Source organism: Geoglobus acetivorans (genome assembly GCF_039641995.1).
Taxonomy (GTDB): domain Archaea; phylum Halobacteriota; class Archaeoglobi; order Archaeoglobales; family Archaeoglobaceae; genus Geoglobus; species Geoglobus acetivorans.
Window position 1 is genome coordinate 758,355 of sequence record NZ_CP087714.1, and the last position, 19,587, is coordinate 777,941.

At 46.5% G+C, this 19,587-nt stretch carries 24 protein-coding genes and 1 tRNA gene; 15 read left to right on the forward strand and 10 right to left on the reverse strand.

Going from position 1 to position 19,587, the window contains the following annotated elements:
* On the forward strand, window positions 1–1,794 hold the full coding sequence (locus LPQ35_RS04480) for an ATP-binding protein (RefSeq protein ID WP_193807967.1): 1,794 nt from the start codon (window positions 1–3) through the stop codon (window positions 1,792–1,794).
* A 24-nt stretch (window positions 1,795–1,818) separates the two neighbouring features.
* On the opposite strand, the gene LPQ35_RS04485 is transcribed toward LPQ35_RS04480, so the two are convergent.
* The 3 genes from LPQ35_RS04485 to LPQ35_RS04495 are packed head-to-tail and all read right to left on the reverse strand — an operon-like array spanning window position 1,819 to window position 4,294.
* Window positions 1,819–2,553, reverse strand: a complete 735-nt coding sequence (locus LPQ35_RS04485; protein WP_193807966.1) for an MIP family channel protein — start codon at window positions 2,551–2,553, stop codon at window positions 1,819–1,821.
* Window positions 2,554–2,555: 2 nt separating this feature from the next.
* Window positions 2,556–2,765, reverse strand: a complete 210-nt coding sequence (locus LPQ35_RS04490; RefSeq protein ID WP_048092046.1) for a DUF2180 family protein — start codon at window positions 2,763–2,765, stop codon at window positions 2,556–2,558.
* A 29-nt stretch (window positions 2,766–2,794) separates the two neighbouring features.
* Window positions 2,795–4,294 carry a DUF2193 family protein gene (locus tag LPQ35_RS04495; RefSeq protein WP_193807965.1) on the reverse strand — a complete coding sequence of 500 codons (1,500 nt, stop codon included), beginning with the start codon at window positions 4,292–4,294 and terminating at the stop codon, window positions 2,795–2,797.
* Window positions 4,295–4,414: 120 nt separating this feature from the next.
* Between LPQ35_RS04495 and LPQ35_RS04500 the strand changes: the two genes are divergently transcribed.
* Genes LPQ35_RS04500 through LPQ35_RS04510 form a run of 3 tightly spaced genes read left to right on the forward strand, consistent with a single transcriptional unit; the run spans window position 4,415 to window position 8,427 of the window.
* The gene (locus tag LPQ35_RS04500) at window positions 4,415–5,050 is read left to right on the forward strand and encodes a helix-turn-helix domain-containing protein (protein WP_193807964.1); all 636 of its coding nucleotides are present in this window, start codon (window positions 4,415–4,417) and stop codon (window positions 5,048–5,050) included.
* A gap of 36 nt (window positions 5,051–5,086) precedes the next feature.
* Window positions 5,087–7,774 carry a DEAD/DEAH box helicase gene (locus LPQ35_RS04505; RefSeq protein ID WP_193807963.1) on the forward strand — a complete coding sequence of 896 codons (2,688 nt, stop codon included), beginning with the start codon at window positions 5,087–5,089 and terminating at the stop codon, window positions 7,772–7,774.
* Entirely contained in the window at window positions 7,774–8,427 is a 654-nt protein-coding gene (locus LPQ35_RS04510) for an OB-fold nucleic acid binding domain-containing protein (protein ID WP_193807962.1), read from the forward strand. The genes LPQ35_RS04505 and LPQ35_RS04510 overlap by 1 nt, the downstream gene beginning before the upstream one ends.
* Here the strand turns inward: LPQ35_RS04510 and LPQ35_RS04515 are convergent.
* Window positions 8,411–8,965 (reverse strand): dienelactone hydrolase family protein, encoded by a 555-nt coding sequence (locus tag LPQ35_RS04515; protein ID WP_193807961.1) that lies wholly within the window; start codon window positions 8,963–8,965, stop codon window positions 8,411–8,413. The two genes, LPQ35_RS04510 and LPQ35_RS04515, sit on opposite strands and share 17 nt — an antisense overlap.
* Before the next feature lie 58 nt (window positions 8,966–9,023).
* On the opposite strand from LPQ35_RS04515, the gene gatE reads away from it, so the two are divergent.
* The 4 genes from gatE (at window position 9,024) to LPQ35_RS04535 (ending at window position 13,490) form a co-directional block, all read left to right on the forward strand.
* Window positions 9,024–10,871 (forward strand): Glu-tRNA(Gln) amidotransferase subunit GatE, encoded by a 1,848-nt coding sequence (gatE, locus tag LPQ35_RS04520; protein WP_193807960.1) that lies wholly within the window; start codon window positions 9,024–9,026, stop codon window positions 10,869–10,871.
* Between the two features lie 140 nt (window positions 10,872–11,011).
* Complete coding sequence (locus tag LPQ35_RS04525; RefSeq protein ID WP_193807959.1) at window positions 11,012–11,806, forward strand: 2-amino-3,7-dideoxy-D-threo-hept-6-ulosonate synthase; 795 nt, start codon at window positions 11,012–11,014, stop codon at window positions 11,804–11,806.
* Between the two features lie 36 nt (window positions 11,807–11,842).
* Window positions 11,843–12,541, forward strand: a complete 699-nt coding sequence (locus LPQ35_RS04530; RefSeq protein ID WP_346297719.1) for a precorrin-2 dehydrogenase/sirohydrochlorin ferrochelatase family protein — start codon at window positions 11,843–11,845, stop codon at window positions 12,539–12,541.
* 1 nt (window position 12,542) lies between these two features.
* A complete protein-coding gene (locus LPQ35_RS04535) occupies window positions 12,543–13,490 on the forward strand; it encodes an Lrp/AsnC family transcriptional regulator (RefSeq protein ID WP_346297694.1) in 948 nt (315 codons plus the stop codon).
* On the opposite strand, the gene LPQ35_RS04540 is transcribed toward LPQ35_RS04535, so the two are convergent.
* Window positions 13,491–13,790, reverse strand: coding sequence for a ribonuclease P (locus tag LPQ35_RS04540; protein WP_193807957.1), 300 nt, complete (start codon window positions 13,788–13,790; stop codon window positions 13,491–13,493).
* Window positions 13,780–14,100, reverse strand: a complete 321-nt coding sequence (locus tag LPQ35_RS04545; protein WP_193807956.1) for a DUF134 domain-containing protein — start codon at window positions 14,098–14,100, stop codon at window positions 13,780–13,782. The genes LPQ35_RS04540 and LPQ35_RS04545 overlap by 11 nt, the downstream gene beginning before the upstream one ends.
* A gap of 133 nt (window positions 14,101–14,233) precedes the next feature.
* On the opposite strand from LPQ35_RS04545, the gene LPQ35_RS04550 reads away from it, so the two are divergent.
* The 7 genes from LPQ35_RS04550 (at window position 14,234) to LPQ35_RS04580 (ending at window position 16,779) form a co-directional block, all read left to right on the forward strand.
* Window positions 14,234–14,306 (forward strand) — tRNA-Val (locus LPQ35_RS04550).
* A gap of 162 nt (window positions 14,307–14,468) precedes the next feature.
* A complete protein-coding gene (locus LPQ35_RS04555) occupies window positions 14,469–14,660 on the forward strand; it encodes a hypothetical protein (RefSeq protein WP_193807955.1) in 192 nt (63 codons plus the stop codon).
* 295 nt (window positions 14,661–14,955) lie between these two features.
* A complete protein-coding gene (locus LPQ35_RS04560) occupies window positions 14,956–15,132 on the forward strand; it encodes a hypothetical protein (RefSeq protein ID WP_193807954.1) in 177 nt (58 codons plus the stop codon).
* Complete coding sequence (locus LPQ35_RS04565) at window positions 15,129–15,356, forward strand: hypothetical protein (protein ID WP_193807953.1); 228 nt, start codon at window positions 15,129–15,131, stop codon at window positions 15,354–15,356. Before LPQ35_RS04560 ends, LPQ35_RS04565 begins: the two co-directional genes overlap by 4 nt.
* Before the next feature lie 230 nt (window positions 15,357–15,586).
* Window positions 15,587–15,880, forward strand: coding sequence for a hypothetical protein (locus LPQ35_RS04570; RefSeq protein ID WP_193807951.1), 294 nt, complete (start codon window positions 15,587–15,589; stop codon window positions 15,878–15,880).
* Window positions 15,881–15,895: 15 nt separating this feature from the next.
* Window positions 15,896–16,039: a DUF2283 domain-containing protein gene (locus LPQ35_RS04575; protein ID WP_193807950.1), complete on the forward strand. Its 144-nt coding sequence runs from the start codon at window positions 15,896–15,898 to the stop codon at window positions 16,037–16,039.
* A gap of 137 nt (window positions 16,040–16,176) precedes the next feature.
* The gene (locus LPQ35_RS04580; protein ID WP_193807949.1) at window positions 16,177–16,779 is read left to right on the forward strand and encodes a hypothetical protein; all 603 of its coding nucleotides are present in this window, start codon (window positions 16,177–16,179) and stop codon (window positions 16,777–16,779) included.
* 233 nt (window positions 16,780–17,012) lie between these two features.
* On the opposite strand, the gene LPQ35_RS04585 is transcribed toward LPQ35_RS04580, so the two are convergent.
* The 4 genes from LPQ35_RS04585 to LPQ35_RS04600 form a co-directional block, all read right to left on the reverse strand.
* Complete coding sequence (locus LPQ35_RS04585) at window positions 17,013–17,204, reverse strand: hypothetical protein (protein WP_193807948.1); 192 nt, start codon at window positions 17,202–17,204, stop codon at window positions 17,013–17,015.
* A 168-nt stretch (window positions 17,205–17,372) separates the two neighbouring features.
* Window positions 17,373–17,828, reverse strand: coding sequence for a HepT-like ribonuclease domain-containing protein (locus LPQ35_RS04590; RefSeq protein WP_193807947.1), 456 nt, complete (start codon window positions 17,826–17,828; stop codon window positions 17,373–17,375).
* Complete coding sequence (locus LPQ35_RS04595) at window positions 17,821–18,111, reverse strand: nucleotidyltransferase domain-containing protein (RefSeq protein WP_193807946.1); 291 nt, start codon at window positions 18,109–18,111, stop codon at window positions 17,821–17,823. The genes LPQ35_RS04590 and LPQ35_RS04595 overlap by 8 nt, the downstream gene beginning before the upstream one ends.
* A 214-nt stretch (window positions 18,112–18,325) precedes the next feature.
* Window positions 18,326–19,474: a hypothetical protein gene (locus LPQ35_RS04600; protein WP_193807945.1), complete on the reverse strand. Its 1,149-nt coding sequence runs from the start codon at window positions 19,472–19,474 to the stop codon at window positions 18,326–18,328.
* Between the last annotated feature and the right edge of the window lie 113 nt (window positions 19,475–19,587).

Genomic DNA, 19,587 nt, shown 5'->3' on the forward strand with positions numbered 1-19,587 from the left:
ATGGACAAAGTTACTCTCGCATTTTTGATCACCGCCATTCTCATATCCTCCGTAATTTCGGCTGCAATTACGGTTGCTTACATCAATCTGGATACATATACCACACATTTCAGCAATCAGATTGAAGAAAAGATGAAGACCAAGGTGAACTCTATTGAGAAACTTCTCAACAGCAAAATAGATGCTCAGAAGAAGGAGTTCATGTTTGTCGCATCACACCGGGAGGTTTCTTCTTTTTTCGACAGGTTCGCCAGAGCCAAAATGTCCGGAAGTTTGAACCCTCCGTATCCTTCCGAATTCGGTAACGATTCCAAATACCGTCGATTAATCGAACTTTTCCTGTCGGTGGGCAATTCGAGTGATGACATTGAAATGCTGAGGATTTTCTGGAAGGATGGCTATGTGGTTGCAGGGACTGTTTACGAGCGGGAGGATTTTTTTGATTACAAGGGCGATAAAAAGTGGTTTGAGGAAACTATTTCCGGCAACGTGTCTGACATCTACATATCTCCGATAAACATTGCGAGACACACGAAAACACCGGCTATAAGGTACACAATGCCCCTCTACTATGATGGTCAGGTAAGTGGTCTGTTGATTGCAAATTACAACTTTGAAAAGTCTTTTTCGATTATTAAGGAGCTTTACAAGAACGGGTCTGAACATATTTTCATTGTCGATCCGCATTATGAAAATGCCGAGGGTGAAATTCTCGGGCCGAGGTTCATTGTGAATACTGTCGATCCGTCCAGAGAATTCAACGAATCCTGTCCGGTGTGTCCTCTGCTGAACCTCGCTGATTTTCAGGATAAAGAGGGTTTCGTTAAATTCTCTTACGGCAATGAGACCGAGTTTTACGGGTATTACAAGTGGGCCAGACTCAAGAACGGAAGGGACTATCTCATTATCAGCGCCGTGAAGTCGGATGTTCTTACCGGGCTTCTCTACGAGTCCTACAGAGGTGCGATGATAAGCGCAATTGGTATAGCGGGAATATTTGGTATACTGGGACTTGTTCTCTCGAACTTCATTTTAAGGCCTATCGAAGACCTCATTCAGAAATCCAGGCTAATATCCAAGGGACTGTATGAAATGAAAATCGGTCCGAGAAGAGATTACAAGGAAGCGAGGCTGCTTTCGGAGGCCATTGGTGAAATGAAAGAAAACCTGTACAAGTATTCCAAAAGGCTTGAGGAGTATGGGGACGGAGTCAGGCTTGTTAATTCCATAATCAGGCACGACATAGCAAACCACCTCACCTCGGCACTGATATATCTTGAGATGTACGAGGAGACTGGAGAGAAAGACTATCTCACAAAGCTTGAGGCGTCACTTGAAAGGCTGAAAAGGGTGCTGGACGTATCGAGGGTTCTGGAAGCGGTTCTCAGGGAGGGCGAGAAAAGAGAGGTTAATCTCAGAGATGTGCTGACGAAGGTGGGCCGCCTTTATCCTGAAATTGAAATCAATGTGGAGGGCGATTGCAGGGTTAATGTTGATAGCGGAATAGAGGTCGTGTTTGACAACCTCATACAGAACTCCATAAAACATGGAAATGCTTCCAGAGTGGACATACGGATTGAGGAAACGCCAGATTACTGCATAATCGAGTATCACGACAATGGAAGAGGTATACCTGATGAAATCGCAGATAAAATCTTTGAACCTGGTTTCAGCACGTCTGGAGGCGGGTTTGGACTGTACATTGTGAAGCTCATGCTCACGAGGTATGATGGTGAAATTACCATTGAGAGATCAGAGCAGGGGGCAAGATTTGTCATCAGAATTAAAAAATAATGCTGAAAAATTAAGAAAGGTCTTTCACTTGCCTGCCAGGTAGTCGTAAAGGAATGCTGCAGCAACTGCCCCCAGTATCGGACCGATGATGTATATCGGGAAGTACTGCCAGAGGTTTATGCCATACATTGAATCCACGAGGTAAGGCCCGAAGGTTCTCGCAGGGTTCAGTGATGAGCCTGTTATGTTTCCGATTGTTACGATTATTCCTCCGACTGTCAGTCCTATTATAAGCCCTGCAAATCCTGGTGGGGCACGTTCATCCACGGCGACACCCATTATGACCATCATCAGCACGAATGTTCCAATGGCCTCTGTAATGATGGCCTGGCCATAACTTATCCCCGGAAACGGTGCGGTGGCACCCATACCCCCGATAAGGGCTGCGTTGCTCCCGACACTTGCCAGGAAGAGAATGCTGCCAAGGCTCGCACCAATCAGCTGCGCAACGATGTACGGTGCAACTTCAGAGCTCGGAAATCTTTTCGTTGCCCAGAGCGCAATGGTTACGGCAGGGTTGATGTGGGCACCACTAACCCTCCCCAGCGAGTATATGACGGCAGATATTATCAGCGCGAAGGCCATCCCTATGGCGAGCCAGTCCCCAAGTCCACCCAGGGCACCAATCCCTATGTTGAATTCGTTTGGCGTCTGGGCTTTGTTGGAGATCATGAGTGTGATTACTGCTGAACCTGCACCGAAATAAACGAGCAAAGCGGTTCCCACAAGCTCGGAGACACACTTCTTTACAAGCGTCATCCTCAGCCCTCCTCGTACGCTTCATTGCAGATGGAGCACAGAATTCTTGGCACGGTCTTTTTCAGCTTTCTTGATGGGAAGGGGTAGTCTCCTTTCCAGAGTTCAACGTCCTTCCTGACAAGATGCTCCATGCAGACTCCCATTCCGCAAACAATGCAGATAGCAACAGCCTCGGTATCTTTCCCCTGCTCTTTACAAATATAACATTTCATAAGCGCTCACCTAAAAAAAGGGGAAAAAGTTAAACTGCTTCTCTCCACTGGCAATATGCGTGTCTGGAGTCCACGAGCGCTGCCGTGGCACAGTCCTTACAGACTCTTGCCGGTGATGCCGGGGTATCCTTGTGCAGCGCAATGATGTTGGTCATCATTGTTGCCGTAACAGGCTCGCTCGTGAGCAGGCATGGATAGTCAGCCAGTCTCATCAGGGCAGAGAACCTCACGCTGATGGCACATCCGGGATACGCATAGCGCTGCGGATTCATCAGGACCTCGTTCTCGTGGATTGGATCGAGATTCACCTCAAAGCCTGAGACCTTTGGCACGAGTTTGTCTGAAAGACCGTTCCTGTCTCTCCTCGCCTTGTCGAGGTACTTCCATCCCCTGTATATCATGTCCATGAAGTCGTGGTTGTGCAGCTCAGCAGCACCGCTTCTCGTCGGATACAGCTGGACGTAGTTGTGGTACCTCTTCGTCAACAGATCGACGATCATGGGGGCGTTGAACCCATCAAGCTCCAGGATGTACTCCGTTGCGACTGCTGTTGAGCCTGTCGCCAGAGTCAGTGGCTGGTACTCGCTCGTGAATCTGTCGAGATTTGCCCTGAGAGTCGATTCCATGACGTTGCTAACAGCTTCGATTACTGCCATGACGACATCATCCTTGCACATGTTGAATGTTGACTGGGCAATGTGGTGGGCGGCATCTCCAACACAGTAAGCCGGCACGGTTACAATGTTGCCGTAATGCACACCGTCATCCATCGCCTCTTTAACTGCCCCTCTCATTCTGTTCTTGTATTCGCTCATGTATTTTCTCACATCGAAGCTCTCATGACCGTGCTCGTCCATCAGCCTTGCCTGAGCTTCAATTGGCTGATCGTAAACAAGCTTGATCATCTCAATTTCCTTCTTTATCGCATCGCTCAGTGTTGCGCCCTTTTCGATCTCGTTTGTGAAAACCCCTCCAAAGCCGTAGGAGGTGTTCATGCCCCACGACTTCGAGGCAAGGATTGCCTGGGCATGCTCCTTCGGTATGTCCACCGTTTTTAAAATTCTGTTCACGATGTTGCTTGTGCTTCCCGGTATGAGGGCGAAGTCCACAACACAGGTTGGGCCGTAGAACCCGCCATATCTCCTGACGACCTCCAGCCCTATCAGGGCTTCGGCTTTCCCTATGGCCTCAATAAACTTATCGACACTCTTTCTGAAGCTCTCATCTTCCTCGTACAGGATTTCGAGAATTGCCGGCGTCTGATAATGCTCCACGAACGGATCGTCTTCCGGCCTTACGGTCTTTGTCAGACTTCTCAAAATTTCGAAGTGGGCATTCACGCTGTCCACGTGCAGTCTTATTACTGCCTTGCTCTGGTTTCCGACAGCCTTCATGTTGTTTACCGCATCTACATACGGCTTTACATCGTCTATAACAAACTCTCCTCCTCTCTTCTCCTTAATCACGTTCACATCCGCCCACTGGGCGGCGATGGCCTCTTCGACCATCTTTTCAATGACTTCCTTCATCTAATCACCGAAATAATATAATCATTAATGATAAATATATACTCTGGTTGACAAATCTACCCTTTGTGCGTGGAAATGTCAACGCTCATTGTTAAATATGATTAAGTTGACATATACACCATGTATCTCGCAAAAATCAGGGTGAATCAGCACACCTGTTCTCTCGCAGTTGCCACGTCAATGGGCAACGCAACAATTGAACTTCTTGAATATATTCTTTTGAATGACGATGAGGCTCTGTTTCTCGGAAGGATAACGAGAATGGACGGAGATCCGAGCAAGTGCTTCAATGCGATAGAAAATCACCCCAGCACAAGATTTTTTCAGATTCTTGAAAAGACCAAGACGAACCTGGACTTCCTTGCAGTTATACGGGATACAACCGGCATCAAAGCATTTGAAGAATCATACTGCTTCATAAAGCCACCCATCATCGTTGAAGGGGGTTCAAAACTGTACACGGTTTACGCTCCTGAACTCAAGTTTCTCAGGAATGCCTATGAAAAGCTGAGGAAAGTCGGCAACTGGGAAGTCCTCGAGGTCAGGAGCATAATCGGTGAAAAGGGTGAGACTCTTACTGAAAGACAGTATGCGGTGCTGAAGGCAGCGTATGAAATGGGATATTTCGACAGAAAGCGAAAGGTAACACTTGAGGATATTGCCACCGCCTTAAACGTATCCAAGAGTGCAGTGCACAAGCACATCCAGGAGGGGCTTTGTAAGATAATTTCAAGATATTTTGCGGAGACTGAGTAAACGTTAAAAATTCCGAGCATTAAGCGGTTAATCTGGATGAACAGCAGGTTAAAAGAAGTACTTGAAAAGCTCGGTATCAGGGAACTGAACGAACTGCAGAGAATGTCCTATTCTGAGATAACTGGTGGTAAAAACTGCCTGATTATTGCACCAACCGGGAGCGGGAAGACTGAAGCTGCTGTGATACCCCTCATTGAAAAGATCTATGAGGAAAATCTTCCGGGTATGGCCCTACTTTACATCACTCCCCTCAGAGCTCTGAACAGGGACATGCTCAGGAGGATTGAACAGATTGCAAGAGAGCTTGGAATAAGCATAGCCGTAAGACATGGTGATACTGGGGAGGGAGAGAGGCGGAGGCAGTCCCTCAAGCCGCCTCAGATTCTCATAACCACACCGGAGACGTTTCAGCTACTGTTTCTCGGAAAAAATTTGAGGAAAGCCCTGAAGAACGTAAAATTTGTAGTTCTTGATGAGGTTCACGAGTTTGCTGACAGCGAGAGGGGAGTTCAGCTATCTGTCGCTCTTGAAAGGCTGCGGGAATATTCTGATTTTCAGACTGTTGCTCTTTCGGCCACGGTTGGGGACAGGGAAACGATTGCGGAATACTTCGGCTGTGAGGAGGTAATTGAATTCTACGGGCAGAAGCGCTACGAGTTCAGCGTTGTGAAGGCTGAAGCATGTGGTGCTGGTGAGCTGCCGGAAGCAGATGCCAGTTTTTCTGCAGAACTGATGAAAATAAAAGAGATCTCGGAAAATCATCGCTCCACACTTATTTTCGTCAACACCAGGCAAACTGCTGAAGCTCTCGCCCTCCACCTGAAGAAGGTGATGGATGTTGAGGTGCATCACGGTTCGCTTTCAAAGGACGTGAGGATCGAGAACGAGAGGAAGTTCATGGAAGGCGAGGTCAGGGCACTGATATGCACCTCTTCCCTTGAGCTTGGGATCGATATTGGTCATGTGGACTGCGTTATTCAGTACAACAGCCCGAGGGAGGTCAAGAGACTCATTCAGAGAGTGGGAAGAGCAGGACACAGGCTTGAAAAAGTTTCGAAGGGATACATTATTGCAAATACGTTTGACGACCTCCTCGAGTCCATCGTGATCGTGAGAAGGGCGGAGGAAAGGAAGGTAGAAAAAACAGATGTGCATGAGAGCAGTCTCGACACCCTTGCGAATCAGATTTCTGCCATTGCTCTGGAATATGGAACGATAGAGGAGGTGAAGCTGTATCGGATCATTACAAGAGCGTATCCATTCAGGAATCTGGATTATGAGTTTTTCATCCAGTTCCTGAATTTTCTGGCTGGAATGGGACTTGTGTTTTATGGTGACGGAGTGGTGAGGGCGAGGAGGAGAACGAGGAGGTATTTTTACGACAACATATCCATGATCCCTGACGAGCGACACTATCCCGTAAAGGAGATCACCACCGGGAGGATCATAGGAGTTCTTGATGAGTCCTTCCTTCAGACGTTTTCAGGTGAGCTTTTTGCAATGAAGGGTGAGGTGTGGAGAGTAATATCTGTTGACGAGTTTGTCCGGGTTTTGCCAGCGGGCGTCGATGCAGAGGTGCCTTCGTGGACGGGAGAGGAAATTCCCGTTCCGTATGAGGTAGCCCAGGATGTCGGAAGGGTCAGAAGAATCATTGGAGACCTGCTGATGGGAGAGGGCGAGGAAAGCGCTGTGAAATACCTTATGGAGAACTACAGGATAAACGAGGATGGTGCGAGATATGTTGTGGGAATTATAAAGGAACACGTCGAGAAGGGTTTCAAACTGCCGACAGACAGCCGGCTCGTGATTGAGTGCAGTGATGATGCCACAATCCTCAACGCCTGTTTTGGTCACAAGGTGAACGAAGGGCTTGGAAGAGTCCTTGCCTTGCTGATTTCAAACAGGAAGGGCAGAAACATTGGGGTGGAGATTGACCCTTACAGGATAAGGCTCATTCCCGCCACCTGTGAGGACGTTCTGAATGCTCTCGAGTATCTGCGCAATCTGAACAGGGATGAGCTGGTGAAGCTTCTCGAGCTTTCCCTTGCAGACACCAGGCTGTTTCACTGGAAGATCATAAATGTGGCGAGAAAAACGGGCTATCTCAGCAAGGATGTGGAGATGAACAGGGTAAACGTTAAAAAGCTGGTTCAGAGGCTCTATGAGACGCCCATATTCAGGGAGGCGATGAGGGAAATTCTCGTTGAGAAAATCGACTTCGAAAAAATTTATGATATTCTTGCGAACTTCGATGATTTTGAGGTTGTAACATATCACACAATAACCCCCGTGGGCAGTGCATCATCAAAACAGAGTTTCGACGTTCTCTTCACGTCTAAACCAATACGTGCTGTCATTGAAACCTTCAGAAAAAGGATAGAGAATGAGAACTGCCACTTTCACTGCCTTAACTGTGGCTATACGATAACACTGAAGGTCAGGATGATCGACTCCCTGCAGTGTCCCAGATGCAAATCGAGAATGGTTGCGGTTGTGAGCGGGAGGAGAGACCTGAGCAAAATTGACAGGGGAGAGCTTTACAGAATTGCAAATCTTGTCATGGTACACGGCATGAAGGCCGTTTACGCCCTGAACACGTATGGCATTGGGGTTGAGACTGCAACCAGAATTTTGCTCAATTTTTACCCCGATGAGGAAAGCTTTCTTAAAGCTCTGCTTGAGGCGGAAAAGAATTACATAAAATCAAGAGCATTCTGGGACTGATGGGTATGGATGTTGAGGAAAGGCTGAGAGAAATTAAGGAGCATTTCGGAGAGCTTATCGATGACGATACTGCGAGGTTGCTTGCAGAATACAGTCTCGGGAAGTTCGTACCGGATGCCCGTACCGGCAGGATAAGGGGTCTTGTTAAGGACAAGAGAATTTACAGGGATAGAGGATACTGCAGACTCGTGGTGGAGACCGAGGATGGTGATGTTAACCTGTACTTCTGGGATGAGGCCTATGAGGTTGCGCTGAATGACATCTTTCCTGGAATGAATGTGGAGGTTGAGGCGTCAAGGGGTGAGAGCGGATACCACGTCAGAAATGGTGAGGTTGTCAGGGTGGAGGTTGACGAGAGCCGGATAAAGACCGTGTCCGAAATAGAGAATGGCACTGTGAATGTAAAAGGGCGTATTGCAGGAATTGAAGGAATCCGGGAGACAAGGGATGGGAAGAAGCTTGCCTCTTTCGTGATAACTGATGGTAAGGTGTTCACACCACTCGTTCTGTGGGACGACAAGGTGGAGTTTGCGGAGATTCTGTCGCCGGGTGATGAGGTGATAATCTTCAATGCCTATGTGAATGAATTCAGGGGGAAGAAGAACATTCATGCCGGCAGGAATTCGTACATTGACGTCAGACGCTTTTCATGAATTCCACAACAGAGTCCACGAGCTGATCCATCGTTCCCGTATAGAAGTGATCTGTGTCAAGCTCGGTAATCTTTTTTGGTTCGCTCATCATCTCGATTATCTCTCTGCTTTCGCTGTAGGGTACAAATTCATCTTTTATAGCATAAACAATGAGCTTTGGGACTGTGCTGTCTTTGAGTGATATGCTGTTGATTTTTTTCAGGGGCGAGATCAGTATAAGGGCTTTTGCTTCCCCGGCAACATTGCTTGCAACCACAGATCCAAACGAGTAGCCCAGGACTGCAACACCGTCATGCCTTTCTCTGAGGTAGTCAAGCATGATTTTTGCATCTTCTATTTCCCCCACTCCCATTCTGAACGGCTGTTTGTAGTCAAACGACAGCGTGGAGATGTTCATCTCATTCAGAGCCTCTGAGATTCTTTCCAGACGGATGTCGAATCTGTTGCCCCCCATCAGAGGATGCGGAGGACAGAGAAGGACAGCGTCATTTCCTGCTTCTCTGTAACTTGCCCGTATGCCACCGTGAATGATTTCCATGTTGCATTATTCACACCATCAGTTAAAAATTAATACCCTCCTGACAAAATTGCCAGCAATGAATTACGCTGACATTGGTCTCAGGGTTGGGATTGAGATTCACCAGCAGCTTGACACGAGACACAAGCTCTTCTGCAACTGTCCAACCGAGCTGAGAGAGGTGGAAGAATCGAATTTCGAGTTCATCAGGTTTTTGAGGTCGAAACGGAGCGAGCTTGGAGATGTGGACCGAGCGGCAAGAGAAGAAGTGATGAGGAAAAAGAGGTTCGTCTACAAATTTTACGATACAACGTGTCTTGTTGAGGCGGACGAGGAGCCGCCGAGGGAAATAAACAGAGAAGCAATAAAGATAGGGATTCAGATTGCAAGGATGCTGAACATGGAGCTTGTTGATGAGCTTCATGTCATGAGGAAAATAGTGATCGATGGCAGCAACACGACAGGGTTCCAGCGAACGGCCCTTCTCGCCTTCGGTGGTCATGTCGATGTTGACGGTAAGAGAATAGGCATAGCAACACTCTGCATTGAGGAGGAGGCTGCCAGAAAGGTGGAGGAGAGGGGCAGTGAAACCGTGTACTCTCTGGACAGACTCGGCATACCTCTCGTCGAGATAGGGACTGAGCCGGACATTGACAGTCCTGAACTTGCCAGGAAAGCTGCATGGAGGCTGGGAATGATTCTCCGGAGTACAGGGAAGGTTAAAAGAGGTCTCGGGACAATAAGGCAGGATGTGAACATTTCAATCAGGGATGGTGCGAGGGTTGAGATCAAGGGTGTTCAGAATCTGGACATTCTTGACAAAATCGTTGAGTATGAGGTGCAGAGACAGCTGAACCTCCTGAAAATAAGGGACGAACTCAGAGAAAGGGGGGCCGAGGTCTTTAATGAAATATATGATGTTAAAGAGGTCTTTGCAGAAACAAAATCCAAGATTTTGAGGAGAGCAGAGTCCATAATGGCAGTCAGGCTATCAGGATTTGCTGGACTTGTTGGCATGGAGATACAGCCTGGTAGGAGGCTCGGTACTGAATTTGCAGACATTGCAAAAACCTTTGGCCTTGGAGGCATATTTCATACGGATGAGCTTCCCGCCTATGGCATAAGTGAGGTGGAGGTTGCGAGGCTGAGAGAGGCGGTTGGAGCCGGAGATGGCGATGCAGTAATCATCGCTTCGGGCGAAAGGGGGAAGGTCAGGAGCGCCCTCGAAAGAATCATCGAACGGGCAAGGTACTGTCTTGTGGGAGTCCCTGAGGAAACAAGAAGGGCAAACGAGGATGGAACAACTTCATACATGCGTCCTCTTCCTGGATCAGCGAGAATGTATCCGGAGACGGATGTGCCACCAGTTTCAATCGATGAAAAACTGAGGTCAGTGGAGATTCCAGAGCTTATAGAGGAAAGGGCCAAGAGGTTTGTCCGGGATTACGCTCTTCCGGAAGACCTTGCGGTTATTATGGCAGAACCATCAAATGCGAAAATCTTCGAGGAATTTGCGGGGCAGGTTGAGCCAAAGGTTGTTGCGAGGGTTCTGCACATCCTGCCGTCTCAGCTCAGGAGAGAGGGCTATGATGTTGAAAGGCTGAGTGAGGACGACTTCAGACTCACACTTTCCATGATCAGGGACGGGAAGATTGCGAAGGAGGGAGCTGAGGAGGTGCTCAAGATTCTGACACAGGAAAAGCTTGGGGAAGACGAGATTATTGCAAGGCTCTCTCCTGCTGAAGACCTGGATGGGTTCATCGCAAAGCTTGTGGAAGAGAAAAGAGATTTTATAGCAGAGAGGGGCGAACATGCATTCAAACCTCTTATGGGGCTCGTGATGAAGGAATTCAGGGGTAAGGTCGATGGAAAGATCATCGCGGAGAGGCTCAGAAATGCAATAAAACAGGCACTGGATAGCTCATAAATTGTGCTATCTTTCTTTTTCTGATCTGGATTTCTCTGTCAGATTGTGGCTTTTATCTCCGGTTTCGTCATCTCTCCGGAACTCAAACCGAAATTTTTATAAATTATTGCTACTGTGTCTCATACTAACAAGGTGGTGACATGGAGATTGGGAAGAGGATCAGGATTGAGAGAATAATGAGCAGGGACAGCGGAAATACGGTGATAGTCCCTCTGGATCATGGCGTGAGCATGGGGCCAATTGAGGGCATTGTTGATCTCCGAAAGACAATAAATGAAGTGGCGGAGGGAGGAGCAAATGCAGTTGTTGTGCATAAGGGCATTGTGGCTGAAGGTCATAGAGGGTACGGCAAGGACGTTGGACTGATACTTCACCTTTCAGCCTCTACCATGCTCTCCCCTGACCCCGACGAAAAGGTGCTTGTGGCGACTGTAGAGGAGGCGATAAAGCTTGGAGCGGATGCGGTGAGCGTTCACATAAACATCGGGAGTAACACTGAAGCGGAACAGCTCATGAAGCTGGGCAGGATAAGCCGGGATTGCAGGGAGTGGGGTGTGCCTCTGCTTGCAATGATGTATCCGAGGGGCAACGGAATAAACCAGTTTGACGAAAAAACCGTGTCCCTTGCGGTCAGAGTTGGGGCTGAGCTTGGAGCTGATATAATCAAGACAAACTTCACTGGCAGTGTGGAATCTTTCAGGAGGGTGGTTGAAGGCTGTCCAGCGCCTGTAGTGGTTGCCGGAGGTCCAAAAATGAATTCAACCGAGGAGATACTGAAGATGATAGATATGGCGATGGATGCTGGGGCAAGAGGTGTGGCCATAGGCAGAAACGTGTTTCAGGCGGAAAACCCCAGAAGGATGACTGAAGCCATCTCAATAATCGTTCATGAAAATAGGGGCTGGAGAGAGGCAATAAAACATCTGCAAGGTTAATTTTATCAATCCCTCTTTCTCTCTGTTTTTCAGGTGGTGAGTTTGAGAATACCTCTTTACATTGAGTTTGAGGGTAAAAACGTCCTGGTAATCGGTGGAGGTGGAGTTGGGACAAGCAGGGTCAGGAAGTTTCTGAACGCCGGAGCAAACGTGAGGGTTTTGAGCCTCGACTTCAGTGATGAGCTTAGAGGGATTGAGGGGGTTGAGCTTGTTGCAGGGGATGCAAGGGATGCAGATGTTCTTGAGGAGAACATTATGTGGTGTGATCTGGTGACTGTCGCAATTCCAGACATTGGCATAAATGATACGGTCATTGAGCTTGCGAGAAAGCACAAAGCTCTTGTCAATCTCGCAAATGATGCTGATAAAACAGAGGTGGTTGTTCCTTTTGACGGAGAGGTGGATGGAATCAGGTTTGCGGTTACGACCGAGGGTAAGAGCGGAGTGGTTGCCAGGGCTGTGAGAGACAAGTTTTTGAAACTGCTTCAGGAGGATGAGGAGATTCTGAACCTGCTGAAGGCGATGGATTTCCTCAAGAAATACATGAAGGAGAACGATGTCCCTGTTAGCGTGAGAATGAAGATGTATTTTGCCGTGAGCAGTGATGAACATTTCAGAAAACTTGTCAGGGATGGAAAGGTCGAGGAGGCAAAGGATTTTGCGGTGAGGTTCATTAAGGAGTATATGGAAGGCAGAAGGGAAATCGACGAGAGTGTCGTTAAGATAAGATTCTGAGGTGGTTTTCTTGGACAGAGAGCTTCTGATGAAGGCACAGTACGAAATGCCCGTCAGCGAAACTCCGTTTGTTGATCTGGCCGACAGCCTTGGTAAACCTGCAGATTATGTGGTCGAGGCTCTGAAAGAATATCTGAAAAATGGCATCGTGAAAAAAATCGGTCCCCAGCTCAACTATAAAGCCTTCCGGGGTATAAGCCACGCCGCTCTTGTGGGTGCAGAGGTCAGGGATGTTGATAGAGCTGTCAGAATAATAAATGCTGAAAAGAAGGTGAAGCATAACTTTCTGAGAGAGCATGGAGTATACAACATCTGGTTCACGATCAAGGCTCCCACAAAAGAGGAGCTTTTTGAGAGGACTAAAGAATTAATGGAGAGGTGTGGGGTCGAAAATTACGTGGTTCTGCCGAGTGTCCGGGTTTACAAGATGGATGTCAAGTACGATCTGTTCAGAGGGGTTTCATTCAGCACGAGGGTGGAGGAAAGGGCAAATGTACCGAGGGTCGAGGAGCTTGGCGTTGATGGAAAAATGCTCAGAGACATGGAGCGAAACTTCAGCGTAGAGGAAAGACCATTCAGGAAGTTTGCAGAGAAGTATGGCTATTCAGAGGCTGAGCTTGCCGATCTGGTTTCGGAGCTTATCGAGAAGAGGGTTGTTAGAGATTTCTATGCGGTGCTGAACGGGCACAATGCGGGTTTCAGGGAGAACGGCATGAATCTGATAAAGACGGACGAGCCGGAAAAAGTTGCGAAGAAGCTCCTGAGGGACATTCCCGAAATAACTCACCTCGTCCAGAGGGAGGTACCAGAGAACTGGAACTATCCGGTGTACTTTATGATTCATGCTGTAAACAGAGAAATTATAGAGCAGGTAGCAGACCGGGCAAGAAGAGCTGAAGGTGTTGAGGAGCTTGAGATTCTGTACAGCCTGAAGAGCTTCAAGGATTAATCATTTTACCTTGAACCTTCTGACATTTCCGCAGTTCAGGCATGTTACCCTGACGACACCCTTGCTCACCCTCACCCTGACCCTGTCGCTTCTGTACGGATACAGGCACTTTTTGCAGAACCTGAGCTTTTTCTTTCTCAGCCTTATTCTGTACTTTCTTGCAATTCTTGTTGCAAGCTCAACATACCGTCTGGAGAGATCGTAGTCCTCGAGCTTTACCCTGTCTGCAAGATCGAGCAGGTAGTTTATCCTCTCTCGGGCTATCTTCCTTTCGAGACCCTTCTTTCTTTTAACAGCCATTTTCACACCTGCATTTCTCAACCGGTTTAAAGCACTTCCCACACCTTCTGACCTCGATAAAGCTGTCATCAAACACAATTCTTATCTTTCTGGATTCGAGCATCGCAATGCCCAGTTTTTTTCTGGCGGATTCAAGCAACCTGCTTATCGTTGGCTGCGAAATGCCCATAAGCTCAGCCGCCTCCTTCTGGCTGAATCCCATAATATCAACAAGTCTGACAGCTTCTGCCTCGTCCGGATAAATTGCCACTTCTCCTCCTTTTTCGTGAAAGCTGAACTCAACGAATCTCTTTCTTTTCCTCCTAGGCATTTGAATATTTATTCATTAATTGGTATTTAACTGTTTTTTCACCTGTGTGGTTCTCACAGACTTTAAATCTCGTCCCCTCCAGAATGCCTCGCCACCATAAAAATCATAAACCCTACCGTTTCCCAATTTTTGAGGGTCCGTGGTCTAGTGGTTATGACGCCTGCCTCACACGCAGGAGGTCCCCGGTTCGAATCCGGGCGGACCCATCCTAATTTTCGGGTGAGTCCTGCTTTTGATTCTGGTTTCGCAGCTTCTCCATCCTCCAAAGGGCCAATGGAGATCTGTTATGATAAATCATGAGATTATTTAATTTCGTGCAAAATATATATCACCGAAAATATTTATAAGCCGAGAGATAAGATTAAGATATGCGAGAGGACAGTTATGTAAAACTGCACGAGCTGAAAGAGTTCGTCAAGACATTACCTGAAGATGCAGTATCGAGAGAGATAATCCTTGGTGAGAGGGATAAATTGTCTTTTAAGGAGTGCATGAGCAAAATAGACCTCTGGATCAGGTTGATAGAAAGGGATTTGAAGAGAATTGAGAATGAAAAATGAATTAAGTCCGTTTAACTGGAAAATTGTCTGTTTTGTGAGATAAATAAATCAAATTAAGGATCGGCTTTATTTTCGCAATGGAATACGGTCTGAACTGCCTCCAAAGACGGGAATATCCAGAGCGAGAATCATGAATTAATCTGCGGGAGGATACTTGAGAAAGGCAGGAAAGAAGCGCAGGGGGATGATCAGGTACATTCTCAGGAGATGCGATAGAGGGCTGATGCTGAAGGCTCTGATGGAGGGATAAAGTGCACAAAAACATTTAAAAAGCAATTCCCTTACCCACAGTGCCATGTCTCAGAAACCGGTTGAGGAAATCAGAACTGAGTTGAAAGAAGAGTATCCTGATATTGACTTTGACGATGATCTTCTAGCAATTGTCGGAAGCATCCCGCCAAATCCACCTGAAATGGACAGGGTGGTTTTGAGGAGGGCTGTGGAGAAGGTTATGGGATGGGGTGGATTATGAGACTCGTTTTCGACTCTGATGCGCTGATCAAGCTAACAAAGGCAGGATTGAAGGAGCTGATTGTAACCAATCTGGATATTGCCATCCCCAAAAGGGTCTACGAAGAGACTGTGAAAATTCCCAGGGGTAGAAGGTTTCCAGATGCAGAGGAGATAGAGGGAAACGTGAACTCCGGAAAAATACAGGTCAATGAAACTCAAAGAGAGAAAAAAGGAGGAATTTGAAGCAGTAAATCTTTTCAAATCGGGAGATTTTGATGCTATTGTCAGCGATGACAGGAAATTCCTCAAACAGCTTGGCAGAATGGGAATTCCATTCTCACACCATCTTCATTGATAGTTCTACTCCTCTACAGAGGAAAGCTCTCCAAGGAAGAAGCACTGTCATGCATAGAAAGGCTGAGAAAGTATATATCGAATGAGGAGTATTTAGTCAATATTGTAGAGGTGGAAAAATGGGGGAGGTAATTATCATCCGTGACTCGTCTCTCAAAAACGTCCTTGACCTGATGAAGAAGGAAGGGCTTGATGAAGAGGGGGCGATAAAAAAGATACTCCGTCTTGGCATAACAGATTACGTTCTCGAACTCTATCAGAAGGGCGAACTCACAGTCAGAGAGGTTGCTGATATTCTTGACATCAGTTTGAGAGAAGCAATCGAACTCATAGAGGAGAGAGCTGGTGGTGGGAATGTTTCTGCTGAAGAGCAGATAAAGGCTTTAGAGCTGGCAAAAAAGCTGTCAGAGTGAAAAGTGGTTGGAGTTATGAATGTCATATATGACAGAAAAGCGAACATCCTGTATCTGAAGTTTTCAGATTCAAAGCTAGTCGACTCTGACATGGTAAATGAGGACGTTGTCGTATCTTTTGATAAGGATGGTGAGATAGTGAACATCGATTTCTGCTAACCTGCAGATCAAGCTTCTATGGATTCTACAATAATCTCCAAAATTTTTCAAAAAGTTAATAAATATATTCTGAGCTTAAAGAGAATATGAAATACAATATGTTTGAAACACTAATAGAGTTTACCTGAACTGTTAAAATGAAAAATGAATTTACCAAAACTCCATACTCGCTGTTGTGGGATGAAGTTGGAATTCAGACACTTTTGTTCTATCATCTGAGAAATTCTATGAGGGGATGCGTTGATACCAGTCTGGTGATACCAGAATATAGTCCCAAAGTTCCCGAAAACGCTAAATGTACATTGCATCAGGATGTTATGCAAAAATACGCAGGAAAAGAATGGAATGGGAAAATTGATCTGTGTATTGTAGAATTTGGCGAAGATGTACTTAATCTGTTCAAAAATCCGAAAAAGTACAATAACTGCAGTTTCTGGTGTTTTGAGCCAAGACCGGTCATCGCGATGGAAATTAAATTCACGTGGAAGAATGAGATTGTAAACCATATCAAACACGACATAAAGAAACTCTACAAAATGATTGAAGATTGGGGGACTGAGCTGGTATACCTATGCCTCGTTACTGATATTGAAAATGAAAGGGACTATACGGATTTTTTAAGTTTAGTAAAGGATAAAATAGTTGATCACAGAGAAAAATTCAGAATTGCAGTGGGAACATGGTATGACAATCCCGAGACGTCGGAATTATGGAAAATTGAAAAAGTTGTAGATCGATAGGGGCTTAGTTCATGAGTACTTCCCTGGGTGATCTGCTGCAAGATCATCTGAAAAGCAAAATGGACACAACATTAATACCAGTTTACTTCCGCAACCACACGGACATGAAAATTCAGTTTCTCTTTCCACGGCTGCACTTTCAGAAAATACTGCGCCACACGATTTACAGAGCAATTTCATAATAATTGGGTTTGTCAATAATATATTAAATTACTCTTTTCAACTGATTGTTTTCAAGGTCTCCATTTAACTTGCATTTCCGTTCTCCATTTGATATATTCATTTACTGCATATTTTATCTTGTCCTTTGGTACATGGGTAAATTTCAGGAATGAGCTGATTTCTTCTATCAATTCCTTCTCCGGAGTTAATCCAAGTTCTATGAGGATTTCCTCAATTTTTTGGTAACACATATCTCTCACCAATGTATGAGTATCTATAAAGTTGTATATAGAGATTGTCTGGTATTTGTACCCAGCTTTTGCATAACACATATTTATCAGGGTCACTCTGTCGAAAGTTCAGGTCGAACATATTCTTCATAAGCCTCTTCTATCATCCTCTCGATTCCCTCCCAGTACATTAGATCTTCTTCAGACAACGTCTATGTTGTCAAGCATCTTCATCAGGTTCCTTTCCGGACTCCCGCCCTTCAGACTCTTCCCGCTGCTGTGCTCGCACTCAGCAATGCAGTACCTGCAGCTGGGATTTGGTATGATCTCCTCTCCTCTAATCTCCTTTATGTCCTTTAACAGCCCAAGAAACTCCTCCATGAGCCTGCTTGCGATTCCGGGCGAGAGCCTCGTCACCTTCCCGGTTCTCAGTTCGGCAACACGATTCCATGGTATTTCAGAGTATTTCGATCTTATCTCTCCGGGAATATTTCCGGCGGCCTCGCCTGTGCTCTCAAGGTTCCTGAGAACAGCATCAGCAACAATATCCTTTCCCTTGAAATCTTCAGAATCTTCGATGGATTCCGTGTACCTTTCTATCTTCTCAATTGCTTCGAGCATATCCTGAATGAAAAGCTCCGGGCTCCTCTTAGACATACACGATCTCCCTTTCAATTGACTTCCAGAGTAGAGGTTTGCTCATGGCTGCCTTTTTGGTGAGGATGTCAACCCTCACTCCGAGCAGATCCTCAAGAAACTCTTTCAGATCCACAATCTCCCACCCAACCGGTTCGCTGAACTCCACTATTATGTCCACATCGTGGACTACTTCCTCCTCTCTTGCGAGAGAGCCAAAAAGGCCAATACTCTTGATTTTGAACCTCTCTTTCAGAATGCTCTCGTTTTCTCTTATTTTTTGAATAACTTCTTCGAGCTTCATAATCACCCCAGCCTATAACCTAATGAATCCAGAACTTCTTTAATTTTTCCCGTCAGCCCTTCCCATCCCATCGAAAAGACTGTTCCTCCCACAGACATCCAACAAAACCGGAATTCTGGAGTGGATGACTTTTCGAGAGGTTGTGGGATGTGGGCTGATGAAAATCCGAGATCAGAATTTACACTTCTGAATCGGCCTCTGCTCACGGAATGCTTTACAGGTCCCCGATCTGCAATCTGACTTCACAGCTCCACAGCATCGATAATGTATTCTCAAGACTCTCCTCAGACTTCGCCACCTCATCATCCAACAGGCTTATCGTTTCTTCAAGCGATGCTATCCTTCTCTCAAGCACCCTCTGCCTTTCAGCAGGATTGCGTCTCTCACACTGCGACTCGAGCTTTCTGACCTCAGATTCTAGAGCCTTAAGCCTTCTTTTGAGCTCCTGGATTTTTTCAACTTCAAGCTCGAGACTCCCATTCAGGATTTCTTCAAGGAATCTGAGGGTTGTATCCAGCTTTTTCTCCTTCAGCTTTATGTTCCCCTTCCTGACCTCGGAAAGTGCACCCGAGGCGAGGTTCTTCAGATCATCCATGTTGAGCAGAAGGTGGCGGGTGTCAGTGTTGACCTTCACACCTATTGCATGGGCGTAAAGCCTGAGGGGCTTTTTTACGCGGGCAATTTTTCTGTGCACCTCGTCTTCCATTGTCCTCATCTCATGTCCTATCGCCTCCATTTCTGCCCTCAGGTTTGTGAGAATTTCACCGGCTCCTTTATCATCCTCTGATTCCACTTCCGCCCTGACACACTCAATTTCCAACAGTAGTTCAGAGAGCTCACGACTCGCCCTGTTTCTTTCTTCAATTAGGATTCTTGTCTTTTCGATCAGCCGGAGCGCGTCCTCAAGATCTCCGAGTCCAGCCTCTTTCCTCTTCTCTTCAACATCCGAGATGATGCCCGCAATGCTTCTGAGGTGGCTGTCAATCTGTTCGATCTCCGGGGCATTTACCGCAAAAAGCATTCTGAAATACTTCACCTTCATAGATGCCACTTTTTCAAGCTTTTTCGATGCTTCGAGGAACACGTCACCCGAGCTGTCCCCTGGCTCGTTTTTCCACAGTGTCAGCATGGCTGAAACAAAGTTACGGGCCTGATTCCTCAGCCTCGGGTGCACCGGATCCACGTCAAACATCTCGAGAGCCGAGACCAGGTTGACAATTTCTGCACGCATTTCTGCTTCCTTTTCCGAGATGAAAGTTTCAATACTTTTTTTGGCAGAGCCTATCATGTTCAGGACTCTGATTTCAGCCTCCTCCAGTGTTAGCTCCTCAATCTTTTTTCTTTTGAAAAATCCGAATCCCATCAACTGAAATATTCCAGAGTTCTTTATAGCCATTACTGCCAACATGGCTGAAAAAGAGTCAGTGCACAAACCCGCTCACCAAGACCCTCAGCCCACCCGGTTTACACAGTCAC

Bases quoted from the DNA above. Each gene is read 5' to 3' on its own strand.
- LPQ35_RS04480 (WP_193807967.1), top strand. From the start codon at position 1: ATGGACAAAGTTACTCTCGCATTTTTGATCACCGCCATTCTCATATCC.
- LPQ35_RS04485 (WP_193807966.1), bottom strand. From the start codon at position 2,553: ATGACGCTTGTAAAGAAGTGTGTCTCCGAGCTTGTGGGAACCGCTTTG.
- LPQ35_RS04490 (WP_048092046.1), bottom strand. From the start codon at position 2,765: ATGAAATGTTATATTTGTAAAGAGCAGGGGAAAGATACCGAGGCTGTT.
- LPQ35_RS04495 (WP_193807965.1), bottom strand. From the start codon at position 4,294: ATGAAGGAAGTCATTGAAAAGATGGTCGAAGAGGCCATCGCCGCCCAG.
- LPQ35_RS04500 (WP_193807964.1), top strand. From the start codon at position 4,415: ATGTATCTCGCAAAAATCAGGGTGAATCAGCACACCTGTTCTCTCGCA.
- LPQ35_RS04505 (WP_193807963.1), top strand. From the start codon at position 5,087: ATGAACAGCAGGTTAAAAGAAGTACTTGAAAAGCTCGGTATCAGGGAA.
- LPQ35_RS04510 (WP_193807962.1), top strand. From the start codon at position 7,774: ATGGGTATGGATGTTGAGGAAAGGCTGAGAGAAATTAAGGAGCATTTC.
- LPQ35_RS04515 (WP_193807961.1), bottom strand. From the start codon at position 8,965: ATGGAAATCATTCACGGTGGCATACGGGCAAGTTACAGAGAAGCAGGA.
- gatE (WP_193807960.1), top strand. From the start codon at position 9,024: ATGAATTACGCTGACATTGGTCTCAGGGTTGGGATTGAGATTCACCAG.
- LPQ35_RS04525 (WP_193807959.1), top strand. From the start codon at position 11,012: ATGGAGATTGGGAAGAGGATCAGGATTGAGAGAATAATGAGCAGGGAC.
- LPQ35_RS04540 (WP_193807957.1), bottom strand. From the start codon at position 13,790: ATGGCTGTTAAAAGAAAGAAGGGTCTCGAAAGGAAGATAGCCCGAGAG.
- LPQ35_RS04545 (WP_193807956.1), bottom strand. From the start codon at position 14,100: ATGCCTAGGAGGAAAAGAAAGAGATTCGTTGAGTTCAGCTTTCACGAA.
- LPQ35_RS04555 (WP_193807955.1), top strand. From the start codon at position 14,469: ATGCGAGAGGACAGTTATGTAAAACTGCACGAGCTGAAAGAGTTCGTC.
- LPQ35_RS04560 (WP_193807954.1), top strand. From the start codon at position 14,956: ATGTCTCAGAAACCGGTTGAGGAAATCAGAACTGAGTTGAAAGAAGAG.
- LPQ35_RS04565 (WP_193807953.1), top strand. From the start codon at position 15,129: ATGAGACTCGTTTTCGACTCTGATGCGCTGATCAAGCTAACAAAGGCA.
- LPQ35_RS04570 (WP_193807951.1), top strand. From the start codon at position 15,587: ATGGGGGAGGTAATTATCATCCGTGACTCGTCTCTCAAAAACGTCCTT.
- LPQ35_RS04575 (WP_193807950.1), top strand. From the start codon at position 15,896: ATGAATGTCATATATGACAGAAAAGCGAACATCCTGTATCTGAAGTTT.
- LPQ35_RS04580 (WP_193807949.1), top strand. From the start codon at position 16,177: ATGAAAAATGAATTTACCAAAACTCCATACTCGCTGTTGTGGGATGAA.
- LPQ35_RS04590 (WP_193807947.1), bottom strand. From the start codon at position 17,828: ATGTCTAAGAGGAGCCCGGAGCTTTTCATTCAGGATATGCTCGAAGCA.
- LPQ35_RS04595 (WP_193807946.1), bottom strand. From the start codon at position 18,111: ATGAAGCTCGAAGAAGTTATTCAAAAAATAAGAGAAAACGAGAGCATT.
- LPQ35_RS04600 (WP_193807945.1), bottom strand. From the start codon at position 19,474: ATGGGATTCGGATTTTTCAAAAGAAAAAAGATTGAGGAGCTAACACTG.